The 13,016-nt window shown below is 40.7% G+C and carries 10 protein-coding genes; 5 read left to right on the forward strand and 5 right to left on the reverse strand.

Annotated features, from left to right (window positions below):
* Positions 1-125: 125 nt before the first annotated feature.
* Together INE92_RS13450 and INE92_RS13455 are read right to left on the reverse strand one after the other, a co-directional pair.
* Positions 126-1,121: a FecR family protein gene (locus tag INE92_RS13450; RefSeq protein ID WP_004317279.1), complete on the reverse strand. Its 996-nt coding sequence runs from the start codon at positions 1,119-1,121 to the stop codon at positions 126-128.
* A 97-nt stretch (positions 1,122-1,218) separates the two neighbouring features.
* On the reverse strand, positions 1,219-1,785 hold the full coding sequence (locus tag INE92_RS13455; RefSeq protein ID WP_008997775.1) for an RNA polymerase sigma factor: 567 nt from the start codon (positions 1,783-1,785) through the stop codon (positions 1,219-1,221).
* A gap of 269 nt (positions 1,786-2,054) precedes the next feature.
* Between INE92_RS13455 and INE92_RS13460 the strand changes: the two genes are divergently transcribed.
* The 3 genes from INE92_RS13460 to INE92_RS13470 all read left to right on the forward strand — a co-directional run bounded on the left by INE92_RS13460 (position 2,055) and on the right by INE92_RS13470 (position 6,101).
* The gene (locus INE92_RS13460; RefSeq protein ID WP_004317276.1) at positions 2,055-4,346 is read left to right on the forward strand and encodes an NADP-dependent malic enzyme; all 2,292 of its coding nucleotides are present in this window, start codon (positions 2,055-2,057) and stop codon (positions 4,344-4,346) included.
* Positions 4,343-4,519: a hypothetical protein gene (locus INE92_RS13465; protein ID WP_004317275.1), complete on the forward strand. Its 177-nt coding sequence runs from the start codon at positions 4,343-4,345 to the stop codon at positions 4,517-4,519. The genes INE92_RS13460 and INE92_RS13465 overlap by 4 nt, the downstream gene beginning before the upstream one ends.
* A gap of 247 nt (positions 4,520-4,766) precedes the next feature.
* Entirely contained in the window at positions 4,767-6,101 is a 1,335-nt protein-coding gene (locus INE92_RS13470) for an NADP-specific glutamate dehydrogenase (RefSeq protein ID WP_004317274.1), read from the forward strand.
* Between the two features lie 121 nt (positions 6,102-6,222).
* Here the strand turns inward: INE92_RS13470 and INE92_RS13475 are convergent, their stop codons facing one another.
* A complete protein-coding gene (locus INE92_RS13475) occupies positions 6,223-7,530 on the reverse strand; it encodes an IS5 family transposase (protein ID WP_008771523.1) in 1,308 nt (435 codons plus the stop codon).
* Positions 7,531-8,385: 855 nt separating this feature from the next.
* On the opposite strand from INE92_RS13475, the gene INE92_RS13480 reads away from it, so the two are divergent.
* Positions 8,386-9,525, forward strand: coding sequence for a PCMD domain-containing protein (locus INE92_RS13480; protein ID WP_004317273.1), 1,140 nt, complete (start codon positions 8,386-8,388; stop codon positions 9,523-9,525).
* 17 nt (positions 9,526-9,542) lie between these two features.
* Complete coding sequence (locus INE92_RS13485; protein ID WP_004317272.1) at positions 9,543-10,328, forward strand: porin family protein; 786 nt, start codon at positions 9,543-9,545, stop codon at positions 10,326-10,328.
* 108 nt (positions 10,329-10,436) lie between these two features.
* Here INE92_RS13485 and INE92_RS13490 read toward each other — a convergent pair whose 3' ends face one another.
* Both INE92_RS13490 and INE92_RS13495 read right to left on the reverse strand, forming a co-directional pair.
* Entirely contained in the window at positions 10,437-11,642 is a 1,206-nt protein-coding gene (locus tag INE92_RS13490) for a DUF4925 domain-containing protein (protein WP_004317271.1), read from the reverse strand.
* 204 nt (positions 11,643-11,846) lie between these two features.
* Positions 11,847-12,836 (reverse strand): DUF4925 domain-containing protein, encoded by a 990-nt coding sequence (locus INE92_RS13495; protein WP_229096982.1) that lies wholly within the window; start codon positions 12,834-12,836, stop codon positions 11,847-11,849.
* Between the last annotated feature and the right edge of the window lie 180 nt (positions 12,837-13,016).

A 13,016-nucleotide genomic window follows, 5' to 3' on the forward strand; every position in this document is an offset into this window, starting at 1 on the left:
ATAAGGAAAAATTTCTTTTTTACTATCATGTATAAACCGTATTTAATTTCAGGGTGGAATTATGCTGCTACATAATTCTACCCTCTTTGTTTTATTATGAGGTGTCTTCCATAAATCGTCCTTTTTTAGTTAATACTACTTCCTATTTTCACCGTATCTCCTTCTAACTTATAAGTCAAAGGATAAGTAAGGCTTATAATGTAAAATACATTATGCAAACTGCTGTTCCGGATGGTTCCGGAAAACGGCACATTCTTCAGCTTCTCCGAGTCAAACACGACTTTCACCCCGTACATCCGCTCCAACGTGGTCGCGATCTCTGCCAAAGACGCTGAATTAAAAATCAACATATTGTTCCGCCAAAAGTCGATTTCACGCAGATCCGAGATGGGCGATTTAGTAAATGTCTGCTTATTCTTATGATACTCTACCTTTTCTCCGGGTTTCAACAATGTGGTATTCGTTTTATTAGAAACCCTGACACTTCCTTCCGCCAGCAGTGTCGTGACGGAAAGATCGTCGCCATATCCCTTCACATCAAAGGTTGTTCCCAACGCTTCTATCTCCAAATCATTGCAACAGACGATAAAGCGCTTGTCTTTGTTCTTTGCCACCTCAAAATAGGCTTCTCCGTCTAAATAAATCTTTCGGTCGGATTTGTTATACTCCGCATCATAAGAAAGATGAGTAGCCGAATTCAACCAGACTTTCGTTCCATCAGGTAAAGTCAGGTTCGCTTTCTGCCCGTAATCTACTGCAACCATGAAAGGATCCTGCGATACCTTATTTATATGTCCTACTCCGAAATAAGTGGCCAGCCCCAAACAAACCGGTAATAATATAGTGGCCGCCACCTTATATATAATAGGTTGCCAACGCCGCTTCTTCGGATACAGAATTTTGGGTTCATCCAAATTCCGCTGCAGATGATTCCACATTTCTTCTTCCACTGTCTTATCTATTTCGACAGCTGCTTCTTTCCACATCTGCTCGCAAAGCGAATTAAACTCATCACGAATCCCCGGTTTGCGAATCCATTCAATGAGTATCCTTCTTTCTTCAGAAGAGGCCTCCTTCTTGAAGAATTTTTCCAATAGTACTATGTAATCGTGTTGCTCCATAATTTTCCTGTTCTATATATACTAGCCTTGAGAGACAGAAAAGGACTACAAGAAAATAAAGACAAGTTAGATATTAACTTTTATTAAACATTAAGCATTAAATATGGTGTAGGAAGAGAGAAACAGAAAAGGCAATCGTCCCCAGTTTGTCACGCAGGAAATCCAAAGAACGATGTACCTGTGTAGCAACAGTCTTTTCGGATATATCCAACTGTTCAGCTATCTCACGATAGTTCAGCCCGGATTTCCAGTAGAGCATAAAAACTTCCCGACGGGCAGGAGGCAGTTCTTCCAAAAGTTTCAGGATATATTCTTCTAAAAATAAATAATCCAACTCTTCATCTATCTCTACGGATTCGTCAGCCGATTCATTGGATAGTTTATCCACATAATTTTGAAGCAGGAGTTCGCGCCTTACGTAATGGTATACCATATTTTGGGATATCTTAAAAAGATAACCGTCAAAATTACCTTCCAAATCAATATTGAGCCGTTTCTCCCAGATTTGGAGAAAGATATCCTGTGTAATATCCTTTGCCACCCCGGCATCGCCTATCATAGAAAGGACAAAACTGTAAATGCGAGCATTGTATGCACGATACAACGCTTCAAAAGCATTTTTATTTCCTTCCTTCAATAATTGAAGTTGTTGGGTGGTAATCATCATCAAATAAGGTTAAATCATATATGGACTCAAAAATAACGAAATAACTAAAGCCGACAACCAAAGCGCTTGTTAAAATTTCAATAAATCAATATCTAAGCTTTTAAAAAAGAATAGGATATAAATGCATATCCTATGTATCTCATATCATAAATTCAGCCATTTTGCTATAAAATTAATAGAAATTACCAATCAACAGCAACAATTTCTAACTTTTATTCCTACATTTGCAGCCAATTGATAACTTATTAACAAATTACATATATACCATGGCTAAAATAACGAAAGAAGCCGCTTTGCTCTATCACTCCCAGGGCAAACCCGGCAAGATTGAGGTAGTGCCTACCAAACCTTATAGTACACAAACCGACTTATCACTCGCATATTCCCCCGGTGTAGCAGAACCTTGTCTCGAAATTGAGAAGAACCCGCAGGATGCATACAAGTATACAGCTAAAGGAAATCTTGTAGCTGTTATTTCTAACGGTACAGCCGTACTCGGACTGGGCGATATAGGCGCATTAAGCGGCAAACCTGTAATGGAAGGTAAAGGGCTGCTTTTCAAAATCTATGCCGGTATCGACGTTTTCGACATCGAAGTAGACGAGAAAGATCCGGAGAAATTCATTGCGGCAGTGAAAGCAATCGCTCCTACCTTTGGAGGTATCAATCTGGAAGACATCAAGGCGCCCGAATGTTTTGAAATCGAACGTCGCCTGAAAGAAGAATTAGACATTCCTGTAATGCACGACGACCAGCACGGTACTGCTATTATCTCCAGCGCCGGTTTGGTAAATGCCTTGCAGGTGGCAGGAAAGAAAATCGAGGATGTGAAAATCGTCGTGAACGGTGCCGGTGCATCCGCAGTATCTTGTACTAAATTATATGTATCTTTGGGCGCTCGCCTCGAAAATATTGTCATGCTGGATAGTAAAGGCGTTATCAGCAAGACACGTACCGATCTGAACGAACAGAAAAGATATTTTGCAACTGACCGCACAGATATCCACACACTGGAAGAAGCAATCAAGGGCGCGGATGTATTCCTCGGCCTGTCAAAAGGAAATGTGTTGAGTCAAGATATGGTACGCAGCATGGCTCCGATGCCCATCGTATTCGCATTGGCCAACCCGACACCGGAAATCTCTTACGAAGATGCCATGGCAGCACGTCCTGACGTACTGATGGCTACCGGACGTTCCGACTATCCGAACCAGATTAATAATGTAATCGGTTTCCCATATATCTTCCGTGGTGCTTTGGACACTCAAGCTAAAGCAATCAACGAAGAAATGAAGATTGCGGCCGTACACGCTATTGCCAACCTGGCAAAACAACCGGTACCTGATGTAGTCAACGCAGCCTACCACGTAAACAACCTTTCTTTCGGTGCGGAATACTTTATCCCGAAACCGGTAGATCCACGCCTCATCACCGAAGTTTCCTGCGCAGTGGCAAAAGCTGCTATGGAAAGCGGAGTGGCTCGCACAGAAATCAAAGACTGGGACGCTTACTGTGTTCACCTGCGCGAATTGATGGGTTACGAATCCAAACTGACCCGCCAACTGTATGATACTGCCCGCCGCTCACCGCAACGTGTCGTATTTGCCGAGGGTATCCACCCGAATATGCTGAAAGCTGCCGTTGAAGCAAAAGCCGAAGGTATCTGTCATCCTATCTTATTAGGAAACGACGAAGCTATCGGAAAACTGGCAGAAGAAATGGAGCTTAGCCTGGAAGGCATTGAAATCGTCAATCTTCGTCACCCGGACGAATCAGATCGTCGCGAGCGTTACTCCCGCATCCTTGCAGAAAAACGTGCACGCGAAGGATTTACCTACGAAGAAGCCAACGACAAGATGTTCGAACGCAACTACTTCGGTATGATGATGGTGGAAACAGGAGATGCAGACGCATTCATCACCGGACTTTATACAAGATATAGCAATACGATCAAAGTGGCAAAAGAAGTGATCGGCATCCAACCGGGCTTCAAACACTTCGGTACCATGCATATCCTGAACTCCAAAAAAGGTACTTACTTCCTGGCAGACACATTGATTAACCGCCACCCCGATACGGAAACATTGATTGATATCGCCAAACTGTCCGATAAAACAGTTCGTTTCTTCAATCACACACCGGTTATCTCTATGTTGTCATACTCTAACTTCGGCGCTGATACCGCAGGTAGCCCAGTGAAAGTGCACGAAGCAGTTGCTCATATGCAGGAAGAATATCCGGAATTGGCTATCGACGGCGAAATGCAGGTTAATTTTGCCATGAACCGCGAATTGCGTGATACCAAATATCCGTTTACCCGCCTGAAAGGTAAAGACGTAAATACATTGATTTTCCCGAATCTAAGTTCAGCAAACGCCGGTTACAAACTGTTGCAGGCAATGGACCCGGATACAGAATTCATCGGCCCTATCCAGATGGGATTGAACAAACCTATCCACTTCACCGATTTCGAAAGTTCTGTCCGTGACATTGTGAATATCACAGCCGTAGCCGTGATCGACGCCATTGTTGACAAAAAGAAAAGAGGAGTGAAATGAAACGCCCGTTATCCAAATCACAAATAGTTTGCATCAGCCTGCTTTGGTTGGCGCTTTGCTATTTAGTTCTAACAAAAGCCGAACGAATTGACGGGATGACGATAGTAATGCTTGTCATTTCGGCAGCATTAGTATTTATTCCTGTTTATAAGTCGATCAAAAAGAACAAATAAATATCTTTTTTCCTATTTTTAATGCGATAAAATATCAAATTTGATGTTTTATCGCATTTTTCTTTATAAAATGTTTGCCAGTTCAATTTTTATCTTTACTTTTGCAACCGGAAATAAAAATCCGATGTACCCATATACAAGTGTGCAAATTGCTATACGGCAGAAAAGCACATAGTCGAGCGGCACATGAGCAAATTGTCAAATTAGCACATTATTTTTATATCAACCAATTAAAGAAAAAAAGATTATGAATGCAGCAAAGGTATTAGACGATCTGAAAAGAAGATTTCCCAATGAACCGGAGTATCATCAAGCAGTAGAAGAAGTACTTTCTACTATTGAAGAAGAATACAACAAACACCCGGAGTTTGATAAAGTAAACTTGATCGAACGTTTGTGTATTCCTGATAGAGTATATCAGTTCCGCGTGACTTGGATGGATGATAAAGGTAATATTCAGACCAACATGGGTTACCGTGTTCAGCACAACAACGCGATCGGTCCTTACAAAGGCGGTATCCGTTTCCATGCATCTGTAAACCTTTCTATCTTGAAGTTCCTTGCCTTTGAACAAACATTCAAAAACTCACTGACTACGCTGCCGATGGGTGGTGGTAAAGGTGGTTCCGACTTCTCTCCTCGTGGAAAGTCAAATGCCGAAGTAATGCGCTTCGTACAAGCATTCATGCTGGAACTGTGGCGTCACATCGGTCCTGAAACTGACGTTCCTGCCGGTGACATCGGTGTTGGTGGCCGTGAAGTAGGTTTCATGTTCGGTATGTATAAAAAACTGGCTCATGAATTTACCGGAACATTTACAGGTAAAGGCCGCGAATTCGGTGGTTCACTGATTCGTCCGGAAGCTACCGGTTATGGTAACATCTACTTCCTGATGGAAATGTTGAAAACAAAAGGCACTGACCTGAAAGGTAAAGTTTGTCTGGTTTCCGGTTCTGGTAACGTTGCTCAATATACAATCGAAAAAGTAATCGAACTGGGTGGTAAAGTAGTTACTTGCTCTGACTCTGACGGTTATATCTACGATCCGGATGGTATCGACCGCGAAAAACTGGACTACATCATGGAACTGAAGAATCTGTACCGTGGTCGTATCCGTGAATACGCAGAAAAATATGGTTGCAAATATGTAGAAGGAGCTAAACCTTGGGGTGAAAAATGTGATATCGCTCTTCCTTCTGCTACTCAAAATGAATTGAATGGCGACCACGCTCGTCAACTGGTAGCAAACGGTTGTATCGCCGTATCTGAAGGAGCTAACATGCCTTCTACTCCGGAAGCTATCAAAGTGTTCCAGGATGCTAAGATCCTTTACGCTCCGGGTAAAGCTGCTAATGCCGGTGGTGTGTCAGTATCAGGTCTTGAAATGACTCAAAACTCTATCAAATTGAGCTGGAGCGCTGAAGAAGTAGACGAAAAACTGAAGAGCATCATGAAGAATATCCACGAAGCTTGCGTTCAGTACGGTACAGAAGCCGACGGATACGTAAACTATGTGAAGGGTGCTAACGTAGCCGGATTCATGAAGGTTGCTAAAGCAATGATGGCACAAGGTATCGTATAATCAGCGAAAGATATATAAGCTATAGTTTATTTAAAGGCTCCCGCCTTCCGAAAGGAAGTGCGGGAGTTTTTATACCCTAAAGGGTGTAAAACAGAAAAATTACATTATATTTAGTCGTCCCTTAAAAAGTACTCATCTGCGGGATATTGCAAGAAAACAGTGTCCCGCAGATTTTTTCAACAAGTAGCCAAAGAACCCTCATGGCTCTTTTGAAGTTGTACGCTGCTGCGGCTAAGAGCAGATTGACAACATCCCCGAACACACCTTTATAAAAGTTGCGTCCTAAACGAAAGTCTGATTTCAAATGCCCGATAGTCGGCTCTATTCCTGCACGCTTGCAGAATAGCTTATGTTTCTTCTTGCGTGTGTAATAACTGTCTTTCCTGTTTGGAACATCGGGTATCAGTATCCCGGTGCCGCCCACCTCTTTCTTTCCTCTGTACCCCCTGTCCCCGGCCAACTTCCTGATCTTCTTTCCGGTAATGCGTTCCACCTGCCTGAGGGATTCTTCAATGGTATGCCCGTCATATTCATTCCGGAAAGACTTGGCACCCAGTATGACACCGGTAATTGAGCGGACGATTGAAACCTTGTTGCCGAACTCGTATTTCTTATGTTCTTTCCCCTTGCTGATACACTGCACCTCCGGTTCATGCAGGGAATAGATTTTCCCGGGAGAATTGCGCTTCTGTGAAAGCACCCGCTCAAAGAGGTCGAGCAGGGAGTCGTAGCCGTGGTTTTCTTTCAGGTTGCGCCTCAGTTCCCTGACAAGCCTTCCCGCAATGGTGCGCAGCCGCTTGTCCGCTTTCAGGGCCTTGCCACGGTTCTTGGGGTGGTTACGGAAACGCTGGTCACGGTAGATCTTCTTGAGGACAAAGGTATAGCTCTGGCGCAAAGGAAGCCCTAAGGATTTTACGACAGACAACACTTTGCGGACTATCTTTTTATGCAACTTCGCATCCGTGGGATAAGTCACGTTCTTTTCCTGTACCGTGGAATCGATGAAGGCCGTGCAGTGATGGTCCGGGCCGTCGTCCTCCTGATTGACGCGGATACTTTCTGACAGAATCAGTTCCATGCCATTTTCTCCGACACGCTTACGGAAGTGTACCAGTTCGCTTGCATTGCAGGGATAGGAAGGCGTGAATTCCAACATACCGCAAAAGTACTGGTAATAAGCATTCTCGCTCCATTGTTCAACAACCGATTCATCGGACAGGTTACGCACGTGCTTAAGAATCAGAAGTCCGCACATCAGGCGGATGGGTTTGGCCGGACGACCGTTGACGGCACAGTATAGCGGGGAGAAAGCTTCTTCAAAACGGCGCCAGTCTATCTTATTGGCAAGCAGGTATAAGGGATGCCTGGGATTCAGCTGGTCTGTCAAAGAGCTGAACAAGGAGGGCTGAGGGGTGGTCTTGTTTATCATAATAATCTGCAAGTTTTCAACCATAAAGATACAAAAACTTGCAGATATATCAAAGCAATTTATATATTAATATGTTGATTATTAGGCGTAAAAGCACATTCTAAGGGGCGACTATTTATACCCAAAAGGGTATAATATGGGCTCAGTCATTATTCTTGGGGATTTAACACATATTTGGCTACTTAGTTGAAGTTGAGTCTTATTTCTTCATTGTGTTCTTCCGCGTTATGAGCAAAATTCGGAATGAATAAAAGAAAATATATTTATATTTTGTCCATAGGCAAAAACCGGGTCACCGTTCCTTTTAAAGGAACGCCCCGATGCACACCGAGAAACGCCCCGTTCCTTTAAATGAAACGGGGCATTTGTTTTAAAGGAAAAAACAGGTGGCACATCTTGTTGTATAACAGCGCTTTATCTTTTCACAGTTATATAGTAAAATAATTAAGAACTTTATTTACAATATCAGTTAAATTCGCTATTCTTACAAATGAATTATCTATGGTTTGAATGTCTTTGAAATAAACAATAAATATTTAGTGGAGCGTTTTAGTACTGAAAAAGCAGATTTTAAGTACTTCTTCCATCTGTTCCATGTACTTTATTACAGCAGTACAAGTACCTATTTTCTTCAACTCTTGTACTTCTCCCAGTTGATTCATCTACTTCAAAAAACCAAATACAAGCCAAATACTATGAAAAGATACGAAACTTGAGCCTATTAATTGAATATTTAATCATTCCTTTCCTCTCCTTCCGAAAGGAAGTGCGGGAGTTTTTTATCAAAAATCACCTGAAGTTCATTCAAAATCCGTATCTTTGCTCCTCATAATTTACTAATTCATAATATATAAGATGAAATTTACAAATGTATTAGCCACAACCCTGTTATCTTTGTTGAGTACTGCATGCATACAAAACGAAGAACCGAATACCGAAGCAGACATTTTAAAATGTATTCTACCCAAAGAAATATTCGAATATGACAATACAAACTATTACGAACCTTACGATGAATCCATAAATGCTTATCCCCTTTATATCAGTGTAAATAGCAAAGCTACCCTTACACAATTGGCTCCAGAATTTGTATTAACAGAAGGTGCCACTATCGAACCTGCAAGTGGAAGTATCCAAGACTTCACTCATCCCGTACGTTATACCGTTACCTCAGCCGATGGTAAATGGCATCGCACCTATTCCGTCAGTATTTCAGATGATTTGCAAATTATCCCCGAGCAGTTTCATTTTGATAAACTGAGTTCCAAAAGCAGCAAATACCACATTTTCTATGAAGAGAACAAAGCAAAAGGTGAATTTATGGAATGGGCAAGTGCCAATCAAGGATATATGCTAGTATCCGGAAATAGTCCTGCTACAGAATACCCCACATCACAAGCCGACGGAGGAATTGAGAACAGTAAATGTGCCAAACTGGTAACTAAATCAACCGGAGGATTAGGAAGCCTTGTTGGCGCTCCCTTGGCAGCAGGAAATCTTTTCATCGGAACATTCAATTTCAATTCTTCTGTCAGCGATCCTTTAAAATCAACCGCTTTCGGAAGAATATTCCACAAAAAACCGCTCCGTCTAAAAGGATATTACAAATACAAGGCAGGTAGCACATATATGGATGGTACAAACGAAATACCAGAACAAAAAGACAATTTCATTGTGTATGGCATCTTTTACAAAACTGATGAAACACTTCGTACCATGGACGGATATCTAGCCATCAATGAATTCAAAGATCCACGCATGATAGCATTGGCACTTCTTCCAGAAAAAGAAAGAAAAGAAACTGATCAATGGACCGAGTTCAACATACCATTCGATTACAACAAATATGGAAAAGAAGTAGACATGGAAGCTTTATCACGCGGAGAGTATAAGATAAGCATCGTACTTTCTGCCAGTAAAGACGGAGATCGTTTCAAAGGGGCAATAGGGAGCACTCTTTATGTAGATGACCTAGAATTAGTTTGTGAAGAATAACCTAAAAACAGAAAAATATGACACAAAGAAACCTATATATAGCTTTTATATTTACAATTATTAGCGTGTATTCTGTCTCTGCACAGACCAACCGGACCAAAACCTTAATTAATGCAGCACTTCACGGTTGGGAGTATGAAGTTAGAGCCGGATTCAGTATCGGCGGAACTTCTCCTATTCCTTTGCCAGCAGAAATACGATCTATCAACTCTTATAATCCTTCATTAGCCATCAGTTTGGAAGGAAATATGACTAAATGGATAGAGCCAACGAAGAAGTGGGGTATCGTTACCGGAATTCGCTTGGAAAGCCGCAAGATGAAGACAGATGCTACAGTAAAGAATTATAATATGGAAATCATTGCTAGCGATGGCGGACGTTTAAAAGGGAATTGGACAGGAAAAGTTAGTACGAATGTAAATAATTCATATCTCACATTGCCAGTATTAGCCGCTTACAAAATAAACGACCGTTGGCACATGAAAGCTGGTGTATATGCATCATACATATTGGAAAGAGAATTTTCAGGAAATGTGTACGACGGATATCTGCGTGAAGAAAATCCCACTGGTGACAAAGTATCAATTGAGGGCGATAAAAGCGCAAAGTATGATTTCTCGGAAGAGCTTCGCCACTTTCAATGGGGAGTTCAGGCAGGAGCGGATTGGTTGGCTTTCAAGCATCTAAAAGTGTATGCCGATCTCACGTGGGGATTGAATGACATTTTCAAAAAAGACTTCACAACGATAAGCTTCGCTATGTATCCTATTTATCTGAATATAGGATTTGCGTATGCATTCTAACGAAAAATATCATCCTGTTTTATAGCACCATGAGAAAGGGCAGTCCATTTTTGAGGACTGCCCTTTTTATGATGCTATTTTTGTACAAAAGAAATTATTATTATATCTTTATTTCAAGATATTTGTTTCTGCTGATGGTTGCAGAGCGGTAAACATTATTCCAAACTTAACTTCTGTTGTACCATCTATTACCTTCGGAAGACTTTTTAATACTGGCTTCAAAGCTTTAACTAAAGATGCCATATCACCAGCTTGAGCCTCTAGCATTTCCAATAGTCCGTTTACAAACTCTTCATCCTCAAACAACGGTTTTACAGCTTTCAATAGAGGCAATAACACGTCTTCTCCAACATAGACTTTCATACCTCCATTTCCATCTTGCTCATAATAAAGAGGAATTCCTTCACTCAACATCGGAATCAATTTCAGTAACTCTTTAATGTCTACAGAAGATATTCCCGATGCTCGACTTAAAGTTGTAACTGACATAGCCGTATCCATTATTTGCGACAGATTTAAAAAGAGTTTAATCTGATTCTCCTGTTCTCCCATTCTATACATAGCCAAATTCAAATCTGAATCATTCCATTCCGCATCAGCAATACCATTTTTATAAACTGCCTGTATATTTCCATCGGGCAGGAAACGTACTTCCTTCAATATAGCTGATAACAATTGGGGGATTGATTTATTATCAACCACTTTAGCGGTAAAAATAGCTCTAACCAAAATACTCCCCCATATCGGATTTGCTGAAGTCTTCCAAACATAATATACAGGTTCGACACTCTTCTGTGGCACCAGATTCCATGAAGTATCAGCAAAGCCATTTTCAGGCAATGCCACGTTCAAGTCCAATTTCAAAAAGCTCTTTGTCGCTGAACCGTTATACCGAATAATACCTCCGTTCTGCTCCTCTTCTCCGGAAAAAGTCACCATGTCACCATCTATATTCAGAGTAACATGAAGTTCAGTTGTCTTTTCTCCCGGGATAACTCCCGGACTCGCAAACTTCAACAGATCTGTTATACCGGCTCTGCTATTCATAGCCACTGAACCTAAAATATCAGATAAATCCACCAAGGCTCCTGACAATATCAATCGGGCTTTGGTTGCATCTGCTGCATCCGGAATAAATTCTACCTTCTTCCCTAACATAGGCTTCCCACTATAAGTCAAAGCCAAACCACTTACATCTGTAAATGTGAAATTCTTTATTGGACACACTATAGTTTCGTCTTTATCGCTACAAGATACAAAACATATTGCCACGCATAAAAGAAAAGTCAAATAGCAAAATAATTCTTTTTTCATTTATTTCTATCTTACTAAAGGATTAATAATAAACAATTTTCCTCACCAAACATTCATTTTACAAAGTAACTAATTTTAATTTACCTACACAAATCTTATTTTTATCAATAGTTGTCAATACATTCCATAATATACCTAAAAACGAAAAAGGTTGGAAGACTAATGGCGTTTCCAACCTTTTTAATTATCACATAAATCCTACTATTATTGTTTCACCAAATCCAAACCAATATCAAAGGTCTTTGTCTCACTCCAGTAACCTGAAATTATTTGTATCAGTATAACCGCTTGAGCAGCCTCTGCTGGAATCAAATTAGCACTAACCAACGCCTCCCATACATAAAGCAAATCATTTTTCATAATTGGGGCTCCATAATCATCTTTTTCTCCTGTGTCACGGAGTATCATAAAAGTATCAAAAGCCGATTTATCCAAATACAAATAAGTTTTTCCACTTTCTTCTTTCTTATTCATCGGAATACCATTTAATGCCCATCCCTGCAACTGACGAATAGAAGCATCAGTTACATTCGCCAAATCAATCTGAAACAAACTTTTCAATAATTCTTTCAACACAGCAGGTTCTCCTGTCAGTACCTGATTGATGATGGTTTCCAAACTGCTTGCATCCTGACCTCCAAGAGCAGCACCCAAAATATTAGTAATATTTAGTTTTACTACTACTTTACCATTACTTTCAGACCATGTAGCAAGTCCGGCAGGTGAATTCACAAATCCCGAAGTGGCAGCCAATGAAGTAATCTCAGATTTTTCTGGAAACATTCCACCCATTAGTCCCGCCATAGCCCAATTCATCAATTTATCTGTACCCTGCAAAGTCGGTTTATCCACATAGGAAGCAATAATATTTCCGTCCTCACTCATCTCAATCGTATTCAACACCTGAGGAAGCATAGTCGCCCCCATCATACGAAACATTCCACTTGCTGCTACTGTAAACGGATCTTCTTTCTTTGCATCCCATTTTGCATACAAAGGACCTGCCTTCGGAAAATTTTTAATAGGGTCATCTCCTTCTGCCACCACAAAATCTGCTGTTTCATAATCACTCAAGCTATACACACCTACCAAAGGATTTACAGGATTGGGAGTGTCCTCATCATCACTACAAGAAATAAACAAAGTTGCTGTACACAATACGGTAAATAAGTAATAAAATAAATTCTTTCTCATTTCTATTCTGCTTTTAATTAATAAACACATCTGTGTGATATTCCCATCACACAGATAATAATATTTAAACGGTTGCAAAATAACTATTATTTTCAGATATCCACAAGGTCTATATTTCATGTTTCTGTTCTATTTTTAAGGAAATACATCTAACATCAACCATGAAAAACAAAACTTTCC

It is taken from the genome of Bacteroides xylanisolvens (genome assembly GCF_018289135.1).
In the GTDB taxonomy this organism is placed as follows: Bacteria; Bacteroidota; Bacteroidia; order Bacteroidales; family Bacteroidaceae; genus Bacteroides; species Bacteroides xylanisolvens.

Coding starts and splice junctions, on each gene's coding strand:
- INE92_RS13475 (WP_008771523.1), bottom strand. CDS start 7,530: ATGATAAACAAGACCACCCCTCAGCCCTCCTTGTTCAGCTCTTTGACA.
- INE92_RS13465 (WP_004317275.1), top strand. CDS start 4,343: ATGAAACGCCCGTTATCCAAATCACAAATAGTTTGCATCAGCCTGCTT.
- INE92_RS13470 (WP_004317274.1), top strand. CDS start 4,767: ATGAATGCAGCAAAGGTATTAGACGATCTGAAAAGAAGATTTCCCAAT.
- INE92_RS13450 (WP_004317279.1), bottom strand. CDS start 1,121: ATGGAGCAACACGATTACATAGTACTATTGGAAAAATTCTTCAAGAAG.
- INE92_RS13460 (WP_004317276.1), top strand. CDS start 2,055: ATGGCTAAAATAACGAAAGAAGCCGCTTTGCTCTATCACTCCCAGGGC.
- INE92_RS13495 (WP_229096982.1), bottom strand. CDS start 12,836: ATGAGAAAGAATTTATTTTATTACTTATTTACCGTATTGTGTACAGCA.
- INE92_RS13490 (WP_004317271.1), bottom strand. CDS start 11,642: ATGAAAAAAGAATTATTTTGCTATTTGACTTTTCTTTTATGCGTGGCA.
- INE92_RS13485 (WP_004317272.1), top strand. CDS start 9,543: ATGACACAAAGAAACCTATATATAGCTTTTATATTTACAATTATTAGC.
- INE92_RS13455 (WP_008997775.1), bottom strand. CDS start 1,785: ATGATTACCACCCAACAACTTCAATTATTGAAGGAAGGAAATAAAAAT.
- INE92_RS13480 (WP_004317273.1), top strand. CDS start 8,386: ATGAAATTTACAAATGTATTAGCCACAACCCTGTTATCTTTGTTGAGT.